At 45.4% G+C, this 24,026-nt stretch carries 21 protein-coding genes and 1 tRNA gene; 11 read left to right on the top strand and 11 right to left on the bottom strand.

What is annotated here, in order from left to right; genetic code table 11:
* Positions 1 to 41 precede the first annotated feature (41 nt).
* Genes PP178_RS02415 through PP178_RS02400 form a run of 4 tightly spaced genes read right to left on the bottom strand, consistent with a single transcriptional unit; the run spans position 42 to position 6,678 of the window.
* On the bottom strand, positions 42 to 3,548 hold the full coding sequence (locus PP178_RS02415) for an efflux RND transporter permease subunit (protein WP_272592707.1): 3,507 nt from the start codon (positions 3,546 to 3,548) through the stop codon (positions 42 to 44).
* The gene (locus PP178_RS02410) at positions 3,549 to 4,721 is read right to left on the bottom strand and encodes an efflux RND transporter periplasmic adaptor subunit (protein ID WP_272592706.1); all 1,173 of its coding nucleotides are present in this window, start codon (positions 4,719 to 4,721) and stop codon (positions 3,549 to 3,551) included.
* Positions 4,722 to 4,738: 17 nt separating this feature from the next.
* Entirely contained in the window at positions 4,739 to 6,073 is a 1,335-nt protein-coding gene (locus PP178_RS02405; protein WP_272592705.1) for a TolC family protein, read from the bottom strand.
* Positions 6,073 to 6,678, bottom strand: coding sequence for a TetR/AcrR family transcriptional regulator (locus PP178_RS02400; RefSeq protein WP_272592704.1), 606 nt, complete (start codon positions 6,676 to 6,678; stop codon positions 6,073 to 6,075). The genes PP178_RS02405 and PP178_RS02400 overlap by 1 nt, the downstream gene beginning before the upstream one ends.
* A gap of 148 nt (positions 6,679 to 6,826) precedes the next feature.
* Here PP178_RS02400 and PP178_RS02395 point away from each other — a divergent pair, with 148 nt between their 5' ends.
* Complete coding sequence (locus tag PP178_RS02395; RefSeq protein WP_272592703.1) at positions 6,827 to 7,801, top strand: polyprenyl synthetase family protein; 975 nt, start codon at positions 6,827 to 6,829, stop codon at positions 7,799 to 7,801.
* On the opposite strand, the gene PP178_RS02390 is transcribed toward PP178_RS02395, so the two are convergent.
* The gene (locus PP178_RS02390) at positions 7,788 to 8,963 is read right to left on the bottom strand and encodes a lycopene cyclase family protein (protein WP_430974699.1); all 1,176 of its coding nucleotides are present in this window, start codon (positions 8,961 to 8,963) and stop codon (positions 7,788 to 7,790) included. The two genes, PP178_RS02395 and PP178_RS02390, sit on opposite strands and share 14 nt — an antisense overlap.
* A 187-nt stretch (positions 8,964 to 9,150) precedes the next feature.
* Here PP178_RS02390 and PP178_RS02385 point away from each other — a divergent pair, with 187 nt between their 5' ends.
* The 5 genes from PP178_RS02385 (at position 9,151) to PP178_RS02365 (ending at position 13,704) form a co-directional block, all read left to right on the top strand.
* Positions 9,151 to 9,813, top strand: a complete 663-nt coding sequence (locus PP178_RS02385) for a metal-dependent transcriptional regulator (RefSeq protein WP_272592701.1) — start codon at positions 9,151 to 9,153, stop codon at positions 9,811 to 9,813.
* Complete coding sequence (locus PP178_RS02380; RefSeq protein WP_272592700.1) at positions 9,810 to 10,631, top strand: ZIP family metal transporter; 822 nt, start codon at positions 9,810 to 9,812, stop codon at positions 10,629 to 10,631. Before PP178_RS02385 ends, PP178_RS02380 begins: the two co-directional genes overlap by 4 nt.
* Before the next feature lie 90 nt (positions 10,632 to 10,721).
* On the top strand, positions 10,722 to 12,761 hold the full coding sequence (locus tag PP178_RS02375; RefSeq protein WP_272592699.1) for a S9 family peptidase: 2,040 nt from the start codon (positions 10,722 to 10,724) through the stop codon (positions 12,759 to 12,761).
* Positions 12,762 to 12,815: 54 nt separating this feature from the next.
* On the top strand, positions 12,816 to 13,262 hold the full coding sequence (locus PP178_RS02370) for a hypothetical protein (protein ID WP_272592698.1): 447 nt from the start codon (positions 12,816 to 12,818) through the stop codon (positions 13,260 to 13,262).
* Between the two features lie 34 nt (positions 13,263 to 13,296).
* Positions 13,297 to 13,704, top strand: a complete 408-nt coding sequence (locus tag PP178_RS02365; protein WP_272592697.1) for a DUF2141 domain-containing protein — start codon at positions 13,297 to 13,299, stop codon at positions 13,702 to 13,704.
* Here the strand turns inward: PP178_RS02365 and PP178_RS02360 are convergent, their stop codons facing one another.
* Positions 13,705 to 14,106 carry a TonB-dependent receptor gene (locus tag PP178_RS02360; protein WP_272592696.1) on the bottom strand — a complete coding sequence of 134 codons (402 nt, stop codon included), beginning with the start codon at positions 14,104 to 14,106 and terminating at the stop codon, positions 13,705 to 13,707.
* 129 nt (positions 14,107 to 14,235) lie between these two features.
* Here PP178_RS02360 and PP178_RS02355 point away from each other — a divergent pair, with 129 nt between their 5' ends.
* A complete protein-coding gene (locus tag PP178_RS02355; protein ID WP_272592695.1) occupies positions 14,236 to 14,622 on the top strand; it encodes a DUF423 domain-containing protein in 387 nt (128 codons plus the stop codon).
* 151 nt (positions 14,623 to 14,773) lie between these two features.
* Here the strand turns inward: PP178_RS02355 and feoB are convergent, their stop codons facing one another.
* The 3 genes from feoB to PP178_RS02340 all read right to left on the bottom strand — a co-directional run bounded on the left by feoB (position 14,774) and on the right by PP178_RS02340 (position 18,025).
* On the bottom strand, positions 14,774 to 16,999 hold the full coding sequence (gene feoB / locus PP178_RS02350; protein ID WP_272592694.1) for a ferrous iron transport protein B: 2,226 nt from the start codon (positions 16,997 to 16,999) through the stop codon (positions 14,774 to 14,776).
* Positions 16,996 to 17,241, bottom strand: a complete 246-nt coding sequence (locus tag PP178_RS02345; protein ID WP_133642618.1) for a FeoA family protein — start codon at positions 17,239 to 17,241, stop codon at positions 16,996 to 16,998. The genes feoB and PP178_RS02345 overlap by 4 nt, the downstream gene beginning before the upstream one ends.
* Positions 17,242 to 17,350: 109 nt before the next feature.
* The gene (locus tag PP178_RS02340) at positions 17,351 to 18,025 is read right to left on the bottom strand and encodes an SCO family protein (protein ID WP_272592693.1); all 675 of its coding nucleotides are present in this window, start codon (positions 18,023 to 18,025) and stop codon (positions 17,351 to 17,353) included.
* Positions 18,026 to 18,186: 161 nt separating this feature from the next.
* On the opposite strand from PP178_RS02340, the gene rseP reads away from it, so the two are divergent.
* The 4 genes from rseP to PP178_RS14775 all read left to right on the top strand — a co-directional run bounded on the left by rseP (position 18,187) and on the right by PP178_RS14775 (position 20,721).
* The gene (gene rseP, locus PP178_RS02335) at positions 18,187 to 19,503 is read left to right on the top strand and encodes an RIP metalloprotease RseP (protein WP_272592692.1); all 1,317 of its coding nucleotides are present in this window, start codon (positions 18,187 to 18,189) and stop codon (positions 19,501 to 19,503) included.
* A 76-nt stretch (positions 19,504 to 19,579) separates the two neighbouring features.
* Positions 19,580 to 19,653 (top strand) — tRNA-Asn (locus tag PP178_RS02330).
* A gap of 210 nt (positions 19,654 to 19,863) precedes the next feature.
* Positions 19,864 to 20,172 carry a GIY-YIG nuclease family protein gene (locus tag PP178_RS14780; RefSeq protein ID WP_430974688.1) on the top strand — a complete coding sequence of 103 codons (309 nt, stop codon included), beginning with the start codon at positions 19,864 to 19,866 and terminating at the stop codon, positions 20,170 to 20,172.
* Between the two features lie 240 nt (positions 20,173 to 20,412).
* Entirely contained in the window at positions 20,413 to 20,721 is a 309-nt protein-coding gene (locus PP178_RS14775; protein WP_430974687.1) for a GIY-YIG nuclease family protein, read from the top strand.
* Positions 20,722 to 21,347: 626 nt separating this feature from the next.
* Here the strand turns inward: PP178_RS14775 and PP178_RS02325 are convergent.
* Together PP178_RS02325 and PP178_RS02320 are read right to left on the bottom strand one after the other, a co-directional pair.
* A complete protein-coding gene (locus tag PP178_RS02325) occupies positions 21,348 to 23,261 on the bottom strand; it encodes a CocE/NonD family hydrolase (RefSeq protein WP_272592691.1) in 1,914 nt (637 codons plus the stop codon).
* Positions 23,262 to 23,746: 485 nt separating this feature from the next.
* Entirely contained in the window at positions 23,747 to 23,935 is a 189-nt protein-coding gene (locus PP178_RS02320) for a hypothetical protein (protein WP_272592690.1), read from the bottom strand.
* Positions 23,936 to 24,026 lie beyond the last annotated feature (91 nt).

Below are 24,026 nucleotides of genomic sequence, written 5' to 3'. Positions count from 1 at the left end.
CGTGGATATCCACGGGGCTTTTATTTTAGTGTTCCATAACCTTATGCGGCATCCTGCAGTGATGAAGTGTCACTTTTTAGGGCATTGACCTTTCTCCGCATCCCGATCTTGATCCGGTAACTGATATTGAATAATACCGGTACGATGATCAGGGTTAAGAAAGTGGCGACCAGTAAGCCAAAGATCACCGTCCAGGCCAATGGCCCCCAGAAGATCACGTTGTCTCCACCGACATATATGTTTGGGTCAAAATTCGTGAACAGTGAGAAAAAGTCAATGTTTAACCCTATGGCCAACGGGATCAGTCCAAGGACCGTAGTAATCGCGGTCAGGACCACAGGCCTTAAACGCGCTTTTCCACTCTGAACGATGACCTGCCTTACCTCGTCCCGGCTTAACATGTCCGAATCGTCCATACCCAGGGCAAGCTTTTTACGATCGATCAGGATCTGGGTATAGTCTAGTAGAACTACTCCGTTATTCACCACGATCCCCGCCAGGGAAATAATTCCCATCATGGTCATCATGATCACGAAAGACCAGCCGGTCAGCATCAATCCGCCAAAGACCCCGATAAAACTCAGGAAAATGGCGATCATGATGATCAGTGGTTTGGAAATTCCGCCAAACTGGAAGATAAGGATTAAAAGTATAAGTCCAAGACCACCAAAAAAGGCACCTACTAAGAAGTTCATCTGTTTGTTCTGTTCCTCGATCTGCCCGGTGTAGTCTATGGCTACTCCCTCCGGGATCCCCTTAAAACTTTCCATTTCCTTTTTAATCTCTTCTACGATGGCGGCAGCATCCGTAAAGCCCGGTTTTAAACCGGAATATATGGTAACTACCCTCTCGTTGTCACGGTGCTTGATGGCACTGAAGGCAGAGGTATTACGCTGGGATGCAACGGCAGAGATCGGGATTTCTTTGATCTGCCCGTTAGCGGGATCCCTGAAGATGATGTTCTGGTTAAAAAGGGCATTTTTGTTATACCGCAGGTCTTCATTAAAACGGACATTGATATCGTAATCTTCACCTTCTTCTTTATAGACACCTGCTTTTTCTCCAAAGATAGAACGCCTGAGCTGTGAACCCACCTGGCCAACGGCCACACCGAGTTCCCCTGCCTTTTCACGGTCTACTACCACTTCCATGGCCGGTTTCCCCTTATTGACATCGATCTTCAGTTCTTCTATCCCCGCGATATTTTCAGCATTGATAAAATTCCTGATATCTTCAGCAGTGTTGATCAGCTGGTTGTAATCCTTTCCTTCCAGCTCAATATTGATGGGGTAGCCCGCAGGAGGACCTGCAGCGTCTTTTTCAACGGATAACGCGACACCGGGGTAAATCCCTTGCAATTCCTGCTGTATCTCTGCCCTGAGGTTTTCCGTATCCAGTCCGTTCCTGTATTTAAATTCGCGCATGGACAAGGTCACCTTACCCCGGTGGGGCATTTCTGCTGAAGATCCCCCATCTGTAAAGGGGTTACCTGCACCTTCACCGACCTGTGAAACCGCTGAGGCCACCAGGTAATTCTCATCGCCGTCTGTGTACTTATCCCGGTTAGCGATAGCGTACACCCTTCTCTCAATATCCTGGGTGATCTCGTTAGTCTTCTCAATAGAAGTACCCTGCGGATATTCGATATACACGTATATCTCGTTCGGGATATTATCCGGAAAGAATTCGATCTTGGTCCGTCCGCTTCCCACAGACATGCCAAAGAGCATAAACACCGCGATAAGCATAAAGAAGGTCACCCCAAAATACCAGTATACGTTTTTGCCCCTAAGCGCATGCTTCAGGCGTTTTTCATACCAATTCTCAAAACGGCTCATGGTATTGTTCTGGAAATTACTTGCCCATCGTTTGATAAAATATTTATAAACCCAGAACATGATGGCGGTAAGGATCATAACCGTACCAAACCCTCTTACGGGGCCACCGAGAACCATGATAAAGGCTCCAAGCCCGACGAGAATGATACTTACGCGAATCAATTGTTTACGAGTGAGTTCTTTCTCCCCGGTGTCCATAAACTGGGAGACCAGCATGGAGTTCATGAAAATGGCCACAAAAAGGGAAGATCCCAGTACTACGGATAAGGTGATGGGGAAATAGATCATAAACTGCCCAAAGATCCCGGGCCACAGGCCAAGGGGCACAAAGGCGGCTACCGTGGTCAGGGTAGAAATAATGATGGGAAATGCAATTTCTCCAATTCCTTTTTTAGCGGCCTCTATCCTGGACATGCCTTCGTCTTCCATAAGACGATATACATTCTCTACCACGACGATACCATTATCTACCAACATCCCAAGTCCCATGATCATTCCAAAAAGGATCATGGTGTTCAGGGTGTAACCCAATACCGATAAGATCATAAAGGACATGAACATAGACATCGGGATAGCGAACCCTACAAAGAGCGCATTCCTGAATCCTAAGAAGAACATCAGTACAGTGACGACCAGCAGAATCCCAAAGATGATATTGTTGACCAGGTCGTCTACCTGGTTAAGGGTACGTGTAGAAGAATCGTTTGCAATTGAGATGTGTAGGTCTGCCGGATAATAATTTTCCTGTAAGTCCTTGACCAGTGCTTTGATCTGGTCTGCGGCGGCAATAGCATTCTTCCCGGCTCGCTTCTTAATATCTAGCATGACTACGCTCTCACCAAATTCTCTCGCATAGGTGGTCTTATCTTCCTCGTCAAAAGATACAGTGGCGATATCTTTCAGGTAAACGGCATTACCATTCTCTGATTTTACCACGAAATTCTCCAGGGCGGCAGGATTTTCAATCTCGCCCAGCACCCTGATGGTTCGTCTCTGGCTGGCGGTTTTCAGGTTGCCTGCAGACATGGTCATGTTCCCATTGGCAATGGCCTGGATAACATCGTTAAAGCTGACCTTGGCGGCCATCATTTTATAAATATCTACCGCTACTTCTACTTCTTTTTCCTGGGCACCACGAATATCTACCTTTTTGATCTCTGGCATATCCTCGATCTCATCTTCCATGTATTCGGCAAACTCCTTGAGTTTCTCCACCGGGTAATCACCGGTAAAGTTGATGTTCATGATGGGGTATTCTTCAGACAGGTTCAGGTCAAACACATTGGGTTCTACCTTAGCCCCGTTAAAGGTGGGCCAATCCTCGCTTGCCTTTTCCGCATCTACTTCATCTTTGACCTTCAGTTTGGCTGCATCCACAGAGATATCCTCGTCAAACTCTACGGTGATAACCGAATAATCTTCCTGTGATGTGGAGGTGATCTCTACCAGGTTACTGACATTCTTCAGTCGTTCTTCCAGGGGATCTGTAATTAATCGTTCTATGTCTTCTGCGGTATTCCCTGGGTAGGGTGTGCTGATGTACACCTTGGTCTCTACGATTTCCGGGAAATCTTCCCTTGGTAACGCGTTGTATGAACTGATCCCGATAAACAGGAACAAACCGATCATTACATAGATAACCGAAGGGTTATCGATGGCCCAGGAAGACAGCCAGAATTCCTTGTTCGCATTCTTTTGTTGTTTGCTCATCTATTCCTGGTTTAATAATTCTACTTTCTGCCCGTCCTTTACACTACGTGCTCCTTCTTTGATCAACCGGTCTCCGGCTTTTAAACCACTGAGAATCTCCACTTCATTGCCCTGGGTTAGCCCGGTGGTGATGATCGATCTTCTAGCAATGGCATTCCCATTCTCAGGATCGGCCGCCAGGTAGGTATATTGCTCGCCTTCCGCGTTTTCAGAAATGATACTTTGGGGGATTAGGATGGCTTCTTCATTAGTGTAATCATTGATCATTACCCTGGCCGTCAGGTTGGGTTTGATCTTGCCTTGCTTATTGGGAACTGGGATCTCTACGGTGAAAGAACGGTTGTTGGGGTTTATAAAATTCCCGGTAGTCCTCACCCGGGTGGTGATACTGTCACCGAGAACCGGGAAGAAGACTTTTACTTCCTTCCCCTCGGTAACACTTCCTACATAGCGTTCAGGCACCTCTACTTCTATATACATATCAGACAGGTTCACAATACGGAAAACTTCAGATCCTGGTCCTGGGGCTACAACGGTTCCTTCATCCTTGATCACATCATCCACGATGCCTGAAAAAGGAGCGCGAATGGTAGATTTTCCTAACTGACTTTCTGCCTGTGTTACGGCATCTTTCTGGGCTTCGTAATTAGCTTTGGCCTGCAGGTACTGGATCTCCGATCCTATTTTCTGGTCCCATAACCTCTTTTGACGCTCAAAAGTTGTTTTGGCTAATTCTGCCTGGGTCCGGAGTTGGCCAAGCTGGCTCGACATTCCTCCATCATCGATCCTGGCCAGTACTTGTCCCTTCTGAACCCGCTGACCTTCCGCAACCAGGATTCGGTCCAGGGTTCCTCCCATTTCCGGGTAAACCAGGACGTTCTGCCTTGTTTTTACATCTCCCTGTAATTCCAGGAAATGATTAAATGGCGCAACAGTCGCCTCTATTGTAGATACCAATGGATAGTTTTCCTCATCAGACAGCAGTGCGATCGCGGAATCCAATTTAGCAATGTCTGCCTCCAGTGATCTTTGCTGTTCTGAAATACTACTGCGGCGAGTACGTAGGGTTTCAAGATTGGCATCAGAGATCATATCGTCTACAGATTGGTCTTTAGTATCACCACAAGCGGCCAGAAGCAGGAGGGCTAGGGGTATATATAATACGTTTTTCATGTTGGAAAGTTTATGTATCAAAGGTTCAGTATTGTTTCTAATTCTATTTTTTTATTGATCACGTCTACCATGGATTGCAGGTATTCCTGCTGGGTAGTATATAATTGTAGTTGGGCCTGTCGCAATTCAAAACTGGAGGCGATCCCTTCCTGGTATTTAACCTGGTTCTTATCCTCTATACGTTCGGCCAGTGCCAGGTTCTTCTTATTGGTCTGGTAATTTTCTATAGCGAGGATGTAATCGCTTTTGGCTTTATCCAGCTGAAGCTTTAGCTGCGAAGAGGTTTCTTTTAGCTGGTTCTTAGCCTGTTCCAGGGCGATCTTTGCTCTTTGGGTGCTTGCGCTCCTTTTAAAGGAACTGAAAATTGGAATGCTGAGGTCGAATCCCAGTACAGAGGAATCAAACCATTGCTGCTCATCGTCAAAAAAACTGAAATCTTCACTGAAAGCAGAAGAGCCGTAATTGACAAAGGCATTCAGGGTAGGGAGGGCACGACTTCTGGCCAGCTTCCACTCGTAATAACGCTGTTGGTTGAGGTTGTTGGCCAACTTATAGTCTACGTTGTTTTCTAAAGTAAGTTCGCTTTCAAGGAGCTGCGGAGCTATACCGGCTTCAACCAGGTCGTCCAGGTCCTGGGTAAGACCTGTAGGGTGGTCCAGTGGGAGCCCCATCACCACGTTAAGCATCTGCAAGGTGATTTCCTGTAATCGCTCAGCATTTTTTAACTGGCTTTGAATGGTGGACAGGGTGATCTGTAACTGCTCTACGCTCTCTTCATCCCCAAGTCCGTTTTCATATATTTTCCGGGTTTCAAAAAGATTCCGTTCCAGGGTAGCTGCATTCTTGGCAAGGATATCAACGCTTTGCCTGGCCAGGAGTACATTCCCGTAGGCGTCTACTACCGCCTTACGGACTTCCTGCTCCGTTTTTTCTTTGTTGTTCTGGCTGTAACTCAGGAAAGCCTTGGTCGCTTGTACCCCTACGATGTAAGAACCATCAAAGATCTGTTGTTTCAGGGTCGCCGTAGCTGTTGCCTGTTGCGGCTGTCCAAAAACGATGGGTTGGAAAGTACCGGGTTCCCCTCCGAAAAATTCGGCCGGGATAAGCGAAACCGGTTGTTTTAACTGGTTCTGGTAACTAACACTTCCGCTGATCTGTGGTAGCCCCGTGGCAATGGTTTCCCATTTTTGTTTCTGGGCATCTTCAATTTCCAAACTCGCATTCAGGCTACTGTAGTTATGGTCAATAGCAAAAGCTATCGCCTCATCCAGGGTAAAGGAGGTTGTAGCCTCTTGTGCCTGTAAGAGTAGTCCGAAGAGGAGGCTGATTAGTAATAGGAGAAATCGCTGCATTATAATTGATTAGAATTGATTATTTCATTTAAAATAGTCCGTCCTTTCGGGGTAACAATCCCCCTGAGGTGGTATTCAAGGTATATATCCATGATTTCTCTCGCGGTAAACAATTGCGCTGGGAAAAGGTTGGGATCTTTAATGCTGTTTACCCCAGAAAAATAGATTCGTGCTACGAATTCTATATTGATATTCTCACGGTAAATACCCTCTTCAATACCAATTTTCAGATTTTTTACCACGCAATCCTGCATCAGTTCAAACTGCTTTTTGCGAATGGTTTCAAAGATTGCCGGGTAATATTTCTGGAGTTGGTACTGGGGAGAGGACTGTTCATCTTTTAAATGTGTCATGGCGAATTTCTTGATCTCGTATAATTCTTCGATCGGGTTCTTACCAAGACTGCAGATGTGCTCTATCCCCGCAGAGATCTGGTCAAAAAGTTGCATTACACTATCCTTGACAATCTGGGTCTTATTACTGAAATGAGTGTATATCGTTTTTTTTGATATCCCCATTTCCTGTGCCAGGTCGTCCATGGTAACGCTCTTAAACCCCCTGCTTAGGAACAATTCGGTCGCTTTTTCAAGTATTTGTTCTTTCATAGAAGCAGCAAATATAGCCCAGGAAACTATAAAAACAAAAATAGTTTCCAGGGTTTTACAATATGTTAACATTACGAAGATGACAGGAAATGATTTTCACCTTTTTGATTGCAGGCATTTAGTGTATTTTTGATAAAAAATTGCAGCCTTGGAAAGCCTATTACAGTATAAAAGTTCAATTGATGACTTCCTGCAAACCGGGATAAAGACGGGTGAGCCTGATGGTCTCTACGAACCAATGCGTTATATCCTGGGTCTTGGGGGTAAACGCCTGCGGCCTGCACTTACCCTGATGGCAGCGGAAGCTTTGGGTGGTGATGTGGAAGATTCCATGGATGCGGCAGTGGCTTTAGAATTATTCCATAATTTTTCCCTGGTGCACGATGATATCATGGATAATGCCCCGGTAAGGAGAGGGCAGGTGACCGTTCATGAAAAATGGGACCTGGCGACGGGCATACTCTCCGGTGATGCCATGCTGATATTATCTTACCAGCTCTTTGAGAAATATGACGCGGAAAAATTTAAATTGCTCGTAGCGCTTTTCAGTCAAACGGCTAGAGAGGTTTGCGAGGGGCAGCAGTACGATATGGAATTTGAATTGCAGGATGAGGTGCCCATAAGCCTTTACCTGACGATGATAGCCAACAAAACTGCCGTACTGGTGGGTACTGCAATGAAGATGGGAGCCATCCTGGCCGGAGCTTCTCCACAAGTGCAGGACGCCTGTTATCACTATGGTTTAAACCTGGGGATTGCCTTCCAGTTACAGGATGATTACCTGGATGCTTTTGGCGATCCAAAAACTTTCGGAAAACAAGTTGGCGGAGATATCATTGCAAATAAAAAAACTTACCTCTATCTAAAATCACTCGAACTGTCCGACCAGGAACAGCGAACAGAACTTCAACACTGGTTCTCCATAAAACCGGGCAAGCCAGATCCTAAAGTGAGAGCGGTTAAAGATATTTACCTGGAGAGTGGGGCGGCGGATAATATTAAAAAAGAGATCAAGAACTATACAGAGCTGGCTTTTGAACAACTACTGTCATCGGGGATAAAAGGGGATTCACTACAATCACTGAGGGCCGTAGGGGAAGAATTGATGTTCAGGACCGTCTAAAAAAAAGTCGGCCGAACAGGGCTTTTATAAAGGGAGTTTTCGGACAGGCAGCGATAACTTTAAGGTCCTCTGCAACAGTAGTGTCCTCATCGAGAAATTTTAAGATAAGATCGGTTTCGCATTTCCGGAACAGGCTCTCGAACAGCAGGTGGCCTTTACCATTATTCTTATAAAGCACGTCCAGCAGTAAAAGATCGTAATACCAATAGCGGTCTTTTTGAGCAAAATCAGACAGCGGGGAGTCGGTCTTCAGGTAGTTGATCAATTCCTTCACCTTCTTGTAAGTCCGCATAAAGGTATAGCCGGTACTCGCTTTGGCCCATCCCCCGGCGACTCCAATATAAAGATGCCTGTCTGTATTCTTAGACCAGAATTCATATGAGGTCATTGGGATCTGCCCGTACTCCTTTTCCTGTATCGTATAATTCCCTGCTTCCAGATTATCTTCCAGGTATTCCCTGAGGGCTTTCTCGTATTCTGCTTTAGGCAGCAACTCGCTGGAGAACAGGGTGTATTCTACCAAAGCCTCAGTAGTGGAGAATGGCAAAACATACATAAATCGTGTATTCCCTTCCTGGGGAATGGAGAAATCCATAAAAGTTGCGGTCCCGGGATCAAAAACGGGCCTTTCAGTTTTCACTACCCAGCCCAGGAAATGTTGTTTTAAAACCGGGAACTTTTGCTGGGAAGACATGGCATCGGCCTCTAAAATACTATTAAACAGCTGTTGCCCCCTGTAGGTTCCACGATCAGTATGTACGGTTATAGCATCTTTTTGCTCAACGACCTTATCCACAGTAGCCGGTAGAAAAGTGATGTTGTCATAGTGCTGCAAGCGCGAAAGATATTCCCGGTAGAAGTCGATTCCCCTGATCATTTTATAACTATAGGGGGTAAGACTTAGCTTTTGCACGTAAGATTGTCCACCGAAATATATATGATCCCAGCGTTTATGGAGGATAGTATCAAAGTTACCATCGCCTTTTTCCCAGAAACACCAGGTCCTGTCGTTCTGATCTTTAGGGTCCTTGTCCAGCAACAATATTTTCTTTTCCCGGAAATAGGGATCTTTCCCGAGAGCATCGGCCAGGAGTAGTCCGGCGGCACCTGCGCCAATAATGATAAAATCATAAGTATCCATAAGCTGAACGCGCAAAACCATAAAGGTACAAAGAAGAGGCATATGGCAGGCGCCAGCAAAAACGAACAATCAGAATAATTCTTGTTCCGCTTCATATCCCTGATCTTCGATTAGCACCAATAAATATAGCTAGTGGATTATTTTTAGGCGATTCTAAAAATTTGTTTTATGGATGAAAAATGTATTTTTGTATAAATTCTAAAATCCAGTGACGCATTCCGAGGAAAATTATCTGAAAGCGATATTTCATCTTTCAAGGCAGGGGACGGGTACCATATCGACCAATGCCATTGCTGAACAGATGGATACCAAGCCGTCTTCGGTTACTGATATGTTGAAAAGGCTGTCGGATAAGGATTTGGTGAATTATAAAAGATACCAGGGTGTATCCCTTACTGAAACGGGGCGTTACAGCGCCCTTGCCATCATCCGGAAGCACCGACTCTGGGAGGTTTTTTTAGTGGAAAAACTCGATTTTACCTGGGACGAGGTACACGAGATCGCCGAGCAGTTAGAGCACATTAACAGTGAAAAACTGATCGATAGACTGGATGCCTTGCTGGGTCATCCCAAATTTGACCCTCATGGGGATCCTATCCCCGGGAAGAACGGTGAATTTAAAGAAAGGGATAAGGAGTTACTCAGTAAAATGCCGGTAGGAGGTAAAGGCGTGTGTGTAGGAGTTAAGGATTCGTCCGCTACCTTTTTAAAATTCCTGGATAAAAACCAGATTGCCCTGGGGCAGGAGATTGAAGTGCTGGACAAGGAAGAATTTGATAATTCTATGCATATCCGCATCGGCGAGGAACAACTGCTGGTCTCTCACCAGATCGCCTCTAACTTATACCTAAAACCTTCTGAAGAATCATGAACGTAATAATAGACTATTTCGAATCCATTGATCCCATCCTGGCCGCTTTCCTGGCAACTCTTTTTACATGGGGATTAACAGCTGCAGGGGCTGGACTGGTATTTTTCTTCAAAGGGATGAACAGGGCGCTACTGGATTCCATGCTTGGTTTTACCGGGGGTGTTATGGTGGCTGCTAGTTTCTGGAGCCTGTTGGCCCCGGGAATCGAGATGAGCGAGGGGGAAGGCTTTGTAAAAGTAATCCCTGCTGCCGTGGGCTTCTTGCTGGGGGCAGCATTTATATTTGCCCTGGACAAAGTGCTTCCACATTTGCATATCAATTTTAAGGAAAGTGAGAAGGAAGGAATTAAAACTCCCTGGAGAAGGACCACCCTACTTACGCTAGCTATCACTCTTCATAATATCCCTGAGGGCTTAGCTGTAGGTGTGTTGTTCGGGGGTGTTGCTGCAGGTTTTGAGGGAGCCAGTATCGGTGGGGCCGTGGCCCTGGCCATGGGAATTGGCCTCCAGAATTTCCCTGAAGGTTTCGCAGTGGCCATGCCCTTAAGGCGTCATGGTTTAAGCAGGTTCAAGTGTTTTGCTTACGGGCAGGCATCTGCACTGGTAGAACCTATTGCGGCAGTACTGGGTGCATGGGCTGTTCTTACTTTTGAACCCATCCTCCCATACGCGCTTTCTTTTGCTGCAGGTGCCATGATCTTCGTCGTAGTAGAGGAGGTGATTCCGGAAACCCAGCAGGACAAGTATACAGATCTCGCAACCATGGGATTCATCGGAGGGTTTATTATCATGATGACCTTGGATGTCGGTCTGGGTTAAACCTTTCGGCTTTCAGCTACAGTACATATTAGCTTTGTATATAGCCCGGCATTTGTGTATGTTTATCTCTTGTAATTAAAGATTAAACCCATGCACCTTAGACTCTTTTTCCTTTTTGGCCTGATGTTCATTTTTTCCTATGGCCAGGCCGAAAAGCCGGCTTTTTCCTATGAAAATGTTTTTGATCTTCAATATGTTTCCGATCCACAGATATCACCGGATGGTGAACAAGTGGTTTACCGTAGGATGCGGATGGATATCATGAATGACAGGGCTGCCGGAGACCTGTGGATTCTCAATACAGATGGCAGCGCACATCAGAAACTCACCTCGCGCGATACGAATGAATCCAGCCCTCGTTGGTCGCCTTCGGGAGACCGTATTGCTTTTGTAAGCAGTAACGATGAAGGAGCCGAATTGTTTATCTACTGGATCGACAGCGGGAAAGTAGCGCGGATTTCTCAATTAGCGTCTTCCCCAAGCTCAATAAGCTGGTCCCCTTCAGGAGATGAAATAGCGTTCACCATGTTCGTAAAATCAGATGCCCCGGTGATCGCAAAAATGCCTAAAAAGCCGGAAGGTGCTAAATGGGCTGAGAGTCCGCGGATCACGGACCGTCTGTATCATGAAGCTGATGGAAGGGGTTATATTGATCCCGGATACAATCACATCTTCGTGATTCCATCTATCGGGGGTCCCGCACGGCAGGTTTCTTCAGGAGATTTCCAGCACCGGAGCAGTCTCTCCTGGTCTCCCGATGGAAAAACCATTTATTTCTCGGCAAATAGGAATGAAGACTGGGAGTACGACTTCAGGAACAGCGAAGTTTATGCGCTAAGCCTTGCAGATGGCAGCATAAAAGCCCTGACGGATCAGGCAGGTCCTGATCACGACGTACAGGTGTCACCCGATGGGAAATATATTGCTTATGTGGGATACAAGGATAAGGTGCAGACCTACCAGGTAAGAACAGTGCGTATCATGGATACAGCCGGTAATGCCGTTTCAGAGCTTGCTGTAGAACTGGATAGGAGCATTGACCAGCTGAGTTGGGCTGCCGACAGTAAGGGATTGTTTATCGGATATGACGATAAGGGGAACAGTAAGATCGCCTACCTCTCCTTACAGGGAAAGATTAATAAGTTAGCGGATAACCTGGGAGGAACCTCGATAGGCAGGCCCTATGGTGGAGGCTCCTTCAGTGTTTCGGGAAAAGGCGATATCGTCTATACCTATACGACCCCGGAACACCCGGCAGAATTAGCCATTCTTGAAAAAGGGAAGTCAGTAAAAAAGCTAACCTCCCTGAATAAATCCCTGATGCAGTCCGTTGAGCTTGGAAAAGTAGAGGAGATCTGGTACACCTCTTCTTTTGACCAACGCAAGATACAGGGATGGGTGGTTTATCCACCTCATTACGATGCTGCAAAAAAATATCCCTTCATGGTGGAAAATCACGGGGGGCCAATTGCCAATTATGGCGACCGCTTTTCTGCAGAGATGCAGCTCTATGCGGCAGCCGGCTATATAGTTTTTTATCCAAATCCGAGGGGGAGTACCAGTTATGGAGAAGAATTCGGGAACCTGCTCTATCACAATTACCCGGGGGAGGACTATAACGACGTGATGGATGGGGTGGATTACTGTATTTCTAAAGGAATTGCCCACGAGGACCAACTCTATGTCACCGGGGGTAGTGCCGGGGGGATCATGACGGCCTGGATCATTGGGAAAAATGATCGTTTTGAAGCTGCAGTAGTTGCTAAGCCTGTAATGAACTGGATCAGCAAAACTTTAGTGGCCGACAACTATTTTGGTTATGCCAATACCCGTTTCCCGGGACAGCCATGGGAAAATTTTGAGGCTTATTGGAAATTTTCTCCCCTTTCTCTCGTTGCTAATGTGGAAACACCGACTATGGTCATGGTAGGAATGGATGATCTGAGGACCCCTCCCAGTGAAGCCAAGCAGTTATACCATGCTTTAAAATTGAGGAAGGTGGAAACCGTTTTGGTAGAAATACCGGGTGCCAGCCATGGGATTGCGAATAAACCGAGTAACCTCATCACTAAGATTGCTCATACAGTGGCCTGGTTTGATAAATATGCTAAAGCAGAAACAGCAGAGTAGAACAGGATACAATATCGGCATCCGTGATGCTCAAAAATTCGTATGTAAAAAGGGATGCAAGGAAGAAAAATTCATTGGGGGTGGAATGTACTGATTATCGTCTCGATACTTTTGTGTATCGGGGCTTTTATACTGCATTATAAAAACTGGGTTCGCGTAAAGCCGGAAAAGCTAACCGTGCTTTCCGGGATATATTACCGGGAACTTCCATTTTCAGAGATGGACAGCGTAGTCATGGTGGACCGATTACCCGAATTAGAGCGTCTTCACGGTTTTTCAGCCGGGAGTGTGGAAAAGGGAATCTTCCTGGATTCTATTCATCCTGATAATGAAATCAGTGTTTTTGTTGATAACCTCAGGTATCCGAAGATAAGGGTGGTTCACAGGGATTCACTTTTGATGTTTCTGAATTTCAAGGACACTGTCGAAACCCGGAAATATTATTCATACTTACTCGAAAAATTAGCAAAAGAGCAAAACGAATTGCCTGATAAAGAATAACTTTTAGATAATTGAACCATAGAAATTCCTATACATGAGAATTTTGATCCCAATTCTATTCTTACTGCCTATCTCTATATTTTCCCAGAACAAACTTTCTATTACCGTAGACGGAGTTAAAACCTCTAACGGTCATATTAGTGTAGCGGTTTACGACCGGTCCGAGAGTTTTCTCAAATTTGACCATGTTTTCAAAAGTGATAGTACAAGGGCCAAAAAAGGGACCACTAAAATTGATATAGATGATCTGCCTCCAGGGGAATACGCCCTGGCTATCTTTCATGACGAAAATGGGAACAACCAGTTAGACACTAATATATTGGGGGTGCCTAAAGAACCTTTTGCCTTTTCTAAAGGGAAAATGAGAACATTTGGACCGCCAAAATTCAAGGATTGTGTGCTAAGTGTACAGTCAGACCAAGAGGTCCGTATTTCCTTCTGATTAGCGAGTTTCTATAATAATAACACCATTAGCTCCACGGGATCCGTAGAACGAAGCATCCGATCCTGACAGGGCTTCAATGCTGTGGATATTTATATTATCTACCAGCCCGTTGAGGGACGCAAAGGAATTGCCCACGGTATACCCATCCAAAATGTACAGGGGTTCAGAGGTCCTTGCTCCACTAATTTCTGAGCTGGCCTTAACAAAGACCGGCACCCCGTTTCTGATCACCACCCCGGGTAACCTGCGAAGCTGTTCCAGCAACGATACCGTCATCCGGTTCTTCGCAATCAAGGTCTCTTTTACTTCCGTAGTATTCGTAGTAGTTCTTTTGCTGTTGCCGCAAGCTGACAGGATAATAAGTATGGAGGCAAGAGCTAAGGTTATCGTGATGCGCATTTTCATTAAATGGATTTCAATTAATTTATAAATATGGTTTTTTCTATCATCCAAATACCGTGCCTGCCTAAGTTGTGATTCCTCATGTACAATTCGGAGGGAATTGTATCTTGCTTAAAAAATGGGATTATGATTTTGCTCGTTCAGTTTACAGGGGCACTGCTGGGAATGTTAGGGGTAATTTTTGGCGCTTTTGGTGCCCATCGTTTAAAGGATCGACTGGATGCTACGGCAATGAAGAACTTTGAAACGGGAGTAAAATATCAGTTCTACCACGCGCTGGTCCTATTGATGCTGGGATTCAACCTTGGGTTTAATTCGGACGTAGAGACCTATATGGCCTACTGTTTTATATTAGGTACAGTGCTTTTTTCATTTAGCATTTACGCTCTCTCCCTGGGTGTTCACATAGGGACGAAAAAAAATTACCTTGGAATTGTCACCCCTTTAGGAGGCTTGCTGCTGGTAGTGGGTTGGGCTTTATTACTCTTCACATTTATTGCCCATATCGTATAGATCAGTGGCATCCACAGTTGCTGTCTCCGCATTTACCTCCACTATTTTTCTTTGAGGCAAACACAGATCTTGGAAGAATAAACTTCTTGGTGAGGTAAGCGGCCGAAAGGCCTACAACTACGTACATCAGAATCGTCTGTATCACAATAATTTATTTTAAGATTTGATAGGCGATTAACGCTACAATATAAGCAAAAAGACTCATAAACACCAACTGGTACATAGGCCATTTCCAACTGTTGGTCTCCCGTTTAACAATAGCCAGGGTACTCATGCACTGCATGGCAAATGCATAGAACAGGAGTAAGGAAATCCCGGAAGCCAGGTTGAATAATGGTTTCCCTGTATCGGGCCATCTTTCGGCTGCCATCCTGTTTTTAATCGTCTCTTCTTCATCACTCCCCACGCTGTAGATGGTGGCCAGGGTACCTACAAAAACTTCCCGGGCAGCAAAGGAAGTAAGAACCGCAATCCCGATCTTCCAGTCATAGCCCAAAGGTTTCACAATAGGTTGAATAGCTTTGCCGAGGTAACCAATATAGGAGTGCTCTAACTTATAACTGGCAATTTCCTGCCCGATGACGCGTTCCTGCAAATCATCTTGTTTTTCTTCCAGGGCCAGGTTGACGACCATAGGGTTTGCAGCGGGTAAGCTATCGTTTAAATGTTGCTGGTATGAGGCCAGTTTTTCATCAATATATGCCTTGCTGGGATCTGATAGGCCTTCTTTTACAATCCTTTCTGTGACGATAGATTCAGCATCCTGGAAATCGTCTGAATATCCATTAGAACCCAGGAACCAGAGAACGATAGAAATAGCTAAGATGATCTTTCCGGCACCATATACGAAGCTCTTGGTCTTCTCGATAACCGTATAAAACACATTTTTAAATAGCGGGATCTTGTAATTGGGCATTTCTACAACGAAGAATGACCGGCTCTTGATATGAAGCACTTTATTGAGGATCATGGCCGAGAAAATGGCGGCCGCAAATCCGATCAGGTAGAGTCCCATAAGCGTCAGTGCCTGGTAGCCAAGCCCGAAAAGCCTGCCTTCGGGGATCACCAGGGCTATGATGATCAGGTATACCGGTAAGCGTGCAGAACAGGTGGTAAACGGGGTCACCAGGATGGTAATTAGTCGTTCCTTCCAGTTTTCAATATTCCTGGTCGCCATGACCGCTGGAATAGCACAGGCCGTACCGGAGATCAGGGGAACCACGCTTTTTCCACTCAGGCCAAACGGTCGCATCACCCGGTCCATCAGGAAAACGACTCGACTCATATAACCTGACTCTTCCAAGAGAGCAATAAAAAGGAATAGGAATGCGATCTGTGGGATGAAGATCACGATACCACCTATACCCGCAAGTATCCCTTCGGCTATTAGGTTTGTAAATACGCCCGGGGGCAATGTTGCTTTAACCCATTCACTGGCCGCCGCAAATTGTTCATCGATAAAATCCATTGGGTAACTGCTCCAGTCGTATATGGCCTGGAAGATCAGTAACAGTATCATAAAGAAGATGATGTAGCCAAAAACTTTATGGGTGAGGATCTTATCTAAAGTAGCTCTGAATCCTTTGGCTGCCTTAAGGTCTACTTTATAAGTCTCTTTGAGGATACCGTTGATGAATTGGTACCTGAGGATGGTTTCTTTTTGTTGCAGCCTTTTTAATTCTGACTTGGATTTTATCTCGAACGAGGTCTCTTCCTTAAACCTTTTTTTCTGGATGGGCATAAAATTCACATCCTGGGTGATAACCAACCAGAGTTTATACAGGTCTTCGTTGGGGAAGGTCTTTTTAAGCCGCTCAAAATAGTCCGGTGCGATCAGGGAGGCATTTACATTAGGCTCACTATCCAGGTTCTTATAATCGGCTATTAGTTCTTTAATGCGGTCTATGCCGATGTTCTTACGCGTACTTACCAGTGCGATTTTGGTGTTCAGCTTTTCCTCCATCAACTCGATATCCAGGCTGATTCCTTTTCGCGACATCCGGTCTGCCATATTGATGACCAGGATAGCGGGAATCTTTAAATCCTTGATCTGGGTAAAGAGCAGGAGGTTTCGCTTCAGGTTTTCTACGTCACTTACAACGACCGCTACATCGGGGTAATCCTTATCGTTTTTATTCAGTAATAATTCAACGACAACACTTTCATCTAGGGAAGTAGTGTTAAGACTATAAGTGCCGGGAAGATCCAGTATATGTGCCTTAACCCCCCTTGGGAGTTTGCAGATACCCTCTTTTTTTTCTACGGTGATTCCGGGGTAATTCCCAACTTTTTGCTTTAATCCTGTAAGTTGGTTAAAGACGGAGGTTTTACCGGTATTCGGATTCCCAATAAGGGCTACATTGATGTTTTTACTCATCTGGCCGAGAAGTCTTCAAGGAGATCCAGCGCTATATGGCGGGCCACTGATCTGCGAATGGCAATATGCGAACCATTCACGTTGATATAGAGCGGATCCCTGAAGGGAGCTTGTTGCACTAGCTCTACTTCGTTCCCGGGCAGGCAACCCAGCTCCAGGAGTTTAATGGGAAGAATATCCATGGCAAAATCCTTGATGATGCCTCTCTCTCCACGTTTCAGATCTGCGACAGTGATTTCCAATTCTTATTTAGATTGAATTTAATTAAGGGCAAAAATACAGGAAAAAGATGAAGATACACGCCAATTTGGTCGAAAAGTATACCGATAACTAGCTGTTCCTATTTTGAGATCAGTCATTATAGCTCTCCCGCAAAATTTCAATATCGGCTAGCAATCTCTTCATATCTTCGGAATCTGTACCATCATAGGTACCCCTAATCCTTCTTTCCTTATCTACCAGGACAAAATTTTCTGTGTGGATCATATCAAATGGCCCACCGTTGCCGTCTTCCTGTACAACCAGGTAGGATTTTCGGGCCAGTTCATAAATTTCTTTTTTAGGGCCCGTCAGCAGGTTCCATTTCTGGTCAATTACCCCGTTTTCCAGGGCGTATTCTTTTAGTCTGGGTACGGAGTCGATCTCAGGGGTCACCGAATGTGAGAGCAGCATAACTTCGGGCTTATCCTGTAGTTCTTGCTGCAGCCCGGCCATATTCTTGGTCATGATAGGGCAGATGCTGGGGCAGGTGGTAAAGAAGAAATCTGCGATATAGATTTTGTCTTTGTAATCTTCCTGGGTGATGGTTTCCCCATTCTGGTTGGTCAGGGAGAAGTCAGCTATGGTGTGATATTTCCGGACCAGCTGTATGGTGCTGTCTACCAATTGGGCATCAAAATCGGCGGGTTGGTAGACCGGCAGGGTCTCTTCCGGCTTAAGGGCATTGTAGAAAAGGATGACGATAACAGCGGAGAGCAATATCATCACTAGGGCAAAGGTCTTGTATTTGGCAAAAAACGCCCGCATTGAAATTTTTTACAAAGGTACAGCAGGTGGCAGTAAGGGTCAAATTCTTTTCAGGCGGTAGCTGCCAAATGTTTCATAAAATCCCTGTAAGTACAGATTTTATGCTTTTGTAAGCGGGTGTAAAAGTGTACTTTTGTGCGTTAAAATATAAAAACCGTTTCATGGGATTGTTCACACAAATTGTCATGTTCGTCTTAATCATCTCAATATTGGTGATCCTTCACGAACTTGGACATTTTCTGCCAGCCAAATATTTCAAGACCAAGGTGGAGAAATTCTACCTGTTTTTTGATGTAAAATTTTCGTTGATCAAGAAAAAGATCGGGGAAACGGAGTATGGAATCGGCTGGTTGCCTTTAGGGGGATATGTGAAGATAGCCGGGATGATCGATGAGAGCATGGATACGGAGCAGATGGCCAAAGATCCGGAACCCTGGGAATTCAGGAGCAAACCGGCCTGGCAGCGCCTGATCATTATGCTGGGAGGTGTAACGGTGAATTTCTTATTGGCATGGCTTATCTACTCGGCCTTACTTTTTAACAACGGGGACACCTACATCCCGGCAGACAGCTTAAAATACGGGATACAGGTAGACAGTGTCGGGGAGAAATTAGGATTAAGGACAGGGGACCAGATCCTGGCGGTTGACGGGAAAAGGACCAAGAAGTTCAACGAGGCCACCCTTGGTATCATCTTAGGTGATGAAGTCACCGTGAAACGTGACGGACAGGAAATGACGATTCCATTATCTGACGAAGGTAAGGCGGAGGTGTTTGCGACACAAGGCAGGAATTTTATGACCTACCGCACCAAGGCCCGATTGTTAGAGATTGTTGAAAATTCTGCTGCCAGCAAAGCAGGTTTGCAAGCTGGTGATGAAATTGTAGGGATCAACGGGGAGCCAGTGCAGTATGTGCAGGAGTTTATGAAGGTTGTTGGCTCATCTCCCAATGAAGAACTTACGATCAGTTATAACAGGGATGGCCGTATAGAGCAAACCACCCTGGTAGTTCCTGAAGAAGGAAAAATTGGAGTTTACCTGGATTTTGACGATTTACGGGTGACAGAAGAATACGGATTCTTTGAAGCCATCCCGGCCGGTTTTTCCAGGTCTATACAGGTGCTGACAGACCAGGTAAAACAGTTTAAGGTTATTTTTAACACCAGTACTGGTGCTTACAAGCAGGTAAAGGGACCCATAGGGATCGTTGAGATGATGCCCCAGACCTGGAACTGGACGTTCTTCTGGAGTTTTATGGCTATGTTCTCAGTATGGCTTGCATTTTTGAATGTTTTGCCGATCCCTGCATTAGACGGGGGCCATGTGATGTTCCTGTTATACGAAATGATCTCCGGGCGAAAGCCTAGTGAAAAGGTGTTGGAGACCGGCCAGATCATCGGTTTTGTGATACTGATGGGACTGATGGTCGTTGTTTTCGGGAACGATATCTGGAACATCATCAAGAAGTTTTTATAGGGTCTAAAAATTTAATTTTTTATTGGGGTATTGTATAGAAACTCCTATATTTGCAACCTGAAAAATGAGGAAACACTCCTCCTTAGCTCAGTTGGTTAGAGCATCTGACTGTTAATCAGAGGGTCCTTGGTTCGAGCCCAAGAGGGGGAGCATAGAAAGAAAAAGCCACCGCGAAAGCAGTGGCTTTTTTCATTTTTTGGAGTTTGGTAAGCGAGAAGTCTATCCTGGGCGTAGGCGAAGGGAGCCCCAAGTGAAATCCCGGGAGCACTGCGATCCGGGAAGGGGGGAGCATAGAAAGAAAAAGCCACCGCGCGACAGTCCCGAGAGCATAGCGATTCGGGAAAAGCAGTGGCTTTTTTTATGGTATTTTATATTTACATATTGTATTCAGAGATTGCAGATAAGTATTACGTAGGTTCAAGTCAGGACCCATGGAGGCGACTAGTGCAACATAATCATACTCCCTTAACCACTTTTACTTCCAAATACAGACCATGGATTCTGAAAGCAGTGTTTAGGACAAATCTTAGTAGAGGAGACTCGCAACAATTGGAACGATTTATCAAGCGTCAAAAAAGCAGGGCATTACTCATAAAGTTGATCGACCCTGATTTTATTCCGGATGGAAAATTAGCGAAGTTGGTTAGAGTCCCGCAGCTGCGGGATTAATCAGAGGGTCCTTGGTTCGAGCCCAAGAGGGGGAGCAAAAACGGAAAAAGCCACTTGTAAGAGTGGCTTTTTCTTTTCCCGGAGTTTGGTGGGCGAGAAGTCTATCCTGGGCGTAGGCGAAGGGAGCCCAAGTGAAATCCCGGGAGCACTGCGATCCGGGAAGGGGGAGCATAGAAAGAAAAAGCCACCGCGCTACGGTCCCGAGAGCATAGCGATTCGGGAAAAGCAGTGGCTTTTTTTATGGCATATTATATCTACATATTGTATTCAGAGATTGCAGATAAGTATTACGTAGGTTCAAGTCAGGACCCATGGAGGCGACTAGTGCAACATAATCATACTCCCTTAACCTCTTTTACTTCCAAATACAGACCATGGATTCTGAGAGCAGTGTTTAGGACAAATCTTAGTAGAGGAGACTCGCAACAATTGGAACGATTTATCAAGCGTCAAAAAAGCAGGGCATTACTCACAAAGTTGATCGACCCTGATTTTATTCCGGATGGAAAATTAGCGAAGTTGGTTAGAGTCCCGCAGCTGCGGGATTAATCAGAGGGTCCTTGGTTCGAGCCGAGAGGGAAACAAAATAGAAAAGCCACTTGTAAGAGTGGCTTTTTCTTTTCCCGGAGTTTGGTGGGCGAGAAGTCTATCCTGGGCGTAGGCGAAGGGAGCCCCAAGTGAAATCCCGGGAGCACTGCGATCCGGGAAGGGGGAGCATAGAAAGAAAAAGCCAACGCGCTACGGTCCCGAGAGCATAGCGATTCGGGAAAAGCAGTGGTATTTCATGGATATTCATAAATTGTACTCAGGATTGCTGATAAGTACGATGTAGGTTAGGAAGGATCCGAGGTGACTCTACCGGCAGAATCTTTTTATTGTAGTGTTAACATAATACTTGAGCTGACAACTTGCCTCAAGAGTTTCAAATTTCAAAGGAAACCACTGCATGTTTTGTGCAGTGAATGCCGTTATCTTGAAAACGGGGTGGGGTTTGCCCCCCGTTTCTTAAACGGCCGATTTATCTAGATCATCAAGGCCTTGAGCTAATTATTTAAGAGGAGATGCAAGGATACTGCAGTGGAACCGATTAAATTGATAGCAGGGGGTAACAGAGCGCTACCCCGGGGGCTATATCTTATTATTTTCCTATTTTAAAGAAAGTAAATACAAACTTTTTATTTCCTGACCGGTAGCACGATCTTCGATGAAAACTTCCTGTTGTGGTGAACCTTATTGTGAGCCGTCACTCCTTCTGATTCATCAAAATTATCCCCGCCTGTATTGAGATTCCTGGCAAAACGAGGGAAATTACTACTGCTGATCTCTATACGGATCCTATGGCCCTTTTCAAAGTAATTGGAAGTAGCCATGTCTGGCATTTTTATCTCGTAGATTTCTCCTTCCTCCATAAAAACTTCCTTATCGTAGCCTTCGCGATAACGTGCCCGCTGTATGGTCTCATCCAGGTTATAGGCGCGGCCGTCAGGATAAACATCAATCAGTTTAATCGTAAAGTCGGTGTCCTTGGCATCCGAGGATACATATAAAGTTGACTCGATAAAACCGGTCACTTCCATACCTTCAGACAAAGGCTCAGAAGTATAGACCAGTATATCCTCCCGGGTTTCCATTTCCTGCTGGTCAAAAGCACCACCTTGAACAGCGTTCCCGGTACAACAAACGTTTCCACCATAAGAGGTGACCGGGTTCATCGGATCGTAAGTAAAACTGTCTGCCTTGTCGGTCTTCGATGGTTTCTTAGTGCTTAAAGTACCATCGCCATCCAGTGTATTTGCATTTCCTCCGGATTCCAGGTAATAAACTTGTGGTTTTACATTTTTGGGAGGCCAGGTTTCAGCCGATTGCCAGGTGTTCTTACCCATGGTATAGTATTGTACCCGTGGAGTGGTTTCTTTAAAATCATTATCTGCTCCCTTGAGCCAGAGGTCGAACCAGGCGTAGATCTGTTCGTCATAATTAAGCCTTGCATCCCCAACGGAACGTTCACCAACTACAGTATTTTCGGTAGCACGGGTGTAGGAACAATGCAGGGTAGGGGCAATGACCAGGTACTGGTTGTCCCGGGCTTCTTCAGATACAGCATTCTCGCGGACGTGGTTAAACAAAGCAAGGTTGGGACTAATAGACACGTCGTACCAGGAGGCAAACCAGAAACTGGGAACATCAAATTCCATCGTATCATGATAGAGTCCGCCTTCATACCAGGCCGGGTCGTTGGGCTTGCGCCTTACCATTTTATCAAAGATCTCTTTCTTACCATGCATGTTTTTAAGCATATCTGTTATTGGAAGATGCCATAATGCTTCAGACATATCGATTTGCGGATTCTCCGGTGCCAGGTCATAAAATCTGGAGATACGGAGCAGATCTTCCTGCGTTGCTCCTCTGGGAATGCGGGGTTTATAGATGTCGTGCTCTACCCCGTATAACCAGGCAAAGAAAAGCAGCTGCTCGGCTCCGCCCCGGTACCAGTTTCCCTGCTCGGTAAAGTCGCCCACTTTACCAATTCCCGCTCCGAATCCCTGGGGTACCATGGCAGCATGGGAAGGATGGTCAAGAGCAGCAACGGCCATCTGCCATTCGGCTGTTGAAGAGCAGCCAAGGGTGCCTATCTTACCATTGGACCACTCCTGCTCGGCCATCCAACTGAAGGCGTCGTACCCATCAGTAAGTGGCATTCCAAGAATATCCCATTCGCCTTCAGAGAAATAGCGTCCACGTTCGTTTTGTACCACGTAGGCGTAGCCCCGCTTTACCGCTTCTAAAGCACTTTTAATATGTCTATCCTTGAATTCACCATCCTGCCAGGAATTAAAATTATAAGGAGTACGAGAAAAGATGATCGCTACTTTTTCGTCGGTCTTAGGTCTGTAAATATCCGTGGCCAAGCGGATCCCATCACGCATGGGCATCATTACTTTCTGTTCTACAATTGCGATCTGTGTAAGTTCCTTTACCAAGGGGTTGTCTTCGGGCAAGTTATGCTGAGCGGTCAGGCTAAAGATGCCGAGAATGGCAAATAAAAATAGGGAGAAGAGAATTCTTCGGCAGTATGGGATAGTGATCATGATAGAAAATTTCCACTAAATCTACAACAATTAAGAATAATGGAAAGCTGTTGTTTCGGAACAGAAGGTGTAATGTTAATTAGGGAGAACAGCCGGTTTGTTTATGCACTGGGATAGCTCCTGTGATGTTTTATTATAAGTGCAAGTATATTGCAGTGGGCACACATATCTTTTAACCGGGGTGGGGTTAGGAACCCCCGGGAGAAAAAGTCAGCAGTTCACAGTCGGCAGTCTGCAGTATGTCCTTGCCAGACTATATATGAGATGGGTTGTCCTTATTTCACTCTGTACCTATGTTCCTATGTAACCTTGTAACTATTTAATGGATTCTGCACGTTTCCTACAGGGAGTGCAAGTAACTTAAAAACGGGGTGGGATTAAGCAATCCCCGGTCATTTAACTACGGGCAATTGAATTCAGTTGTCTGGACCTTGAAAGCTAAGGCCGTACTTAGCACTACAAGATCAAAGCATTAATAAATAGCCTTACTTTCGTGCCAAACCTTTATCCTGGTCTGCTAAAGTATCGGACAAGGCCTTAGTAAGGGCAACACGCACTTCTTCCTTGATCTCACGGGCATGTGCTGAGTATATCGCATAAGTAAGCATCAGCAGACAAATGGCAATGACCATATAAAGAAGTCGGAAATAGTAGAGTCTATCGGATGGGCTCATGATCAAATTATTCTAGATGGATAAGTTACGAAAATTCAGTGGGATTAACAATTCATTAACAATTTTTGGTGAAGCCTCTTCTCGAATTGAT

The organism is Zeaxanthinibacter sp. PT1, assembly GCF_028464225.1.
GTDB lineage: Bacteria > Bacteroidota > Bacteroidia > Flavobacteriales > Flavobacteriaceae > Zeaxanthinibacter.
The sequence above is the reverse complement of the archived record's forward strand: the minus strand, read 5'-3'. Positions and strand labels throughout refer to the sequence as shown.

What these genes read in the sequence shown, in the direction of transcription:
- PP178_RS14780 (WP_430974688.1), top strand. Translation starts at nt 19,864, where the DNA reads ATGGTATTTTATATTTACATATTGTATTCAGAGATTGCAGATAAGTAT.
- feoB (WP_272592694.1), bottom strand. Translation starts at nt 16,999, where the DNA reads ATGAGTAAAAACATCAATGTAGCCCTTATTGGGAATCCGAATACCGGT.
- rseP (WP_272592692.1), top strand. Translation starts at nt 18,187, where the DNA reads ATGGGATTGTTCACACAAATTGTCATGTTCGTCTTAATCATCTCAATA.
- PP178_RS02325 (WP_272592691.1), bottom strand. Translation starts at nt 23,261, where the DNA reads ATGATCACTATCCCATACTGCCGAAGAATTCTCTTCTCCCTATTTTTA.
- PP178_RS02400 (WP_272592704.1), bottom strand. Translation starts at nt 6,678, where the DNA reads ATGAAAGAACAAATACTTGAAAAAGCGACCGAATTGTTCCTAAGCAGG.
- PP178_RS02410 (WP_272592706.1), bottom strand. Translation starts at nt 4,721, where the DNA reads ATGAAAAACGTATTATATATACCCCTAGCCCTCCTGCTTCTGGCCGCT.
- PP178_RS02320 (WP_272592690.1), bottom strand. Translation starts at nt 23,935, where the DNA reads ATGAGCCCATCCGATAGACTCTACTATTTCCGACTTCTTTATATGGTC.
- PP178_RS02370 (WP_272592698.1), top strand. Translation starts at nt 12,816, where the DNA reads ATGCAAGGAAGAAAAATTCATTGGGGGTGGAATGTACTGATTATCGTC.
- PP178_RS02365 (WP_272592697.1), top strand. Translation starts at nt 13,297, where the DNA reads ATGAGAATTTTGATCCCAATTCTATTCTTACTGCCTATCTCTATATTT.
- PP178_RS02405 (WP_272592705.1), bottom strand. Translation starts at nt 6,073, where the DNA reads ATGCAGCGATTTCTCCTATTACTAATCAGCCTCCTCTTCGGACTACTC.
- PP178_RS02380 (WP_272592700.1), top strand. Translation starts at nt 9,810, where the DNA reads ATGAACGTAATAATAGACTATTTCGAATCCATTGATCCCATCCTGGCC.
- PP178_RS02390 (WP_430974699.1), bottom strand. Translation starts at nt 8,963, where the DNA reads ATGGTTTTGCGCGTTCAGCTTATGGATACTTATGATTTTATCATTATT.
- PP178_RS02340 (WP_272592693.1), bottom strand. Translation starts at nt 18,025, where the DNA reads ATGCGGGCGTTTTTTGCCAAATACAAGACCTTTGCCCTAGTGATGATA.
- PP178_RS02360 (WP_272592696.1), bottom strand. Translation starts at nt 14,106, where the DNA reads ATGCGCATCACGATAACCTTAGCTCTTGCCTCCATACTTATTATCCTG.
- PP178_RS02375 (WP_272592699.1), top strand. Translation starts at nt 10,722, where the DNA reads ATGCACCTTAGACTCTTTTTCCTTTTTGGCCTGATGTTCATTTTTTCC.
- PP178_RS14775 (WP_430974687.1), top strand. Translation starts at nt 20,413, where the DNA reads ATGGCATATTATATCTACATATTGTATTCAGAGATTGCAGATAAGTAT.
- PP178_RS02355 (WP_272592695.1), top strand. Translation starts at nt 14,236, where the DNA reads ATGATTTTGCTCGTTCAGTTTACAGGGGCACTGCTGGGAATGTTAGGG.
- PP178_RS02415 (WP_272592707.1), bottom strand. Translation starts at nt 3,548, where the DNA reads ATGAGCAAACAACAAAAGAATGCGAACAAGGAATTCTGGCTGTCTTCC.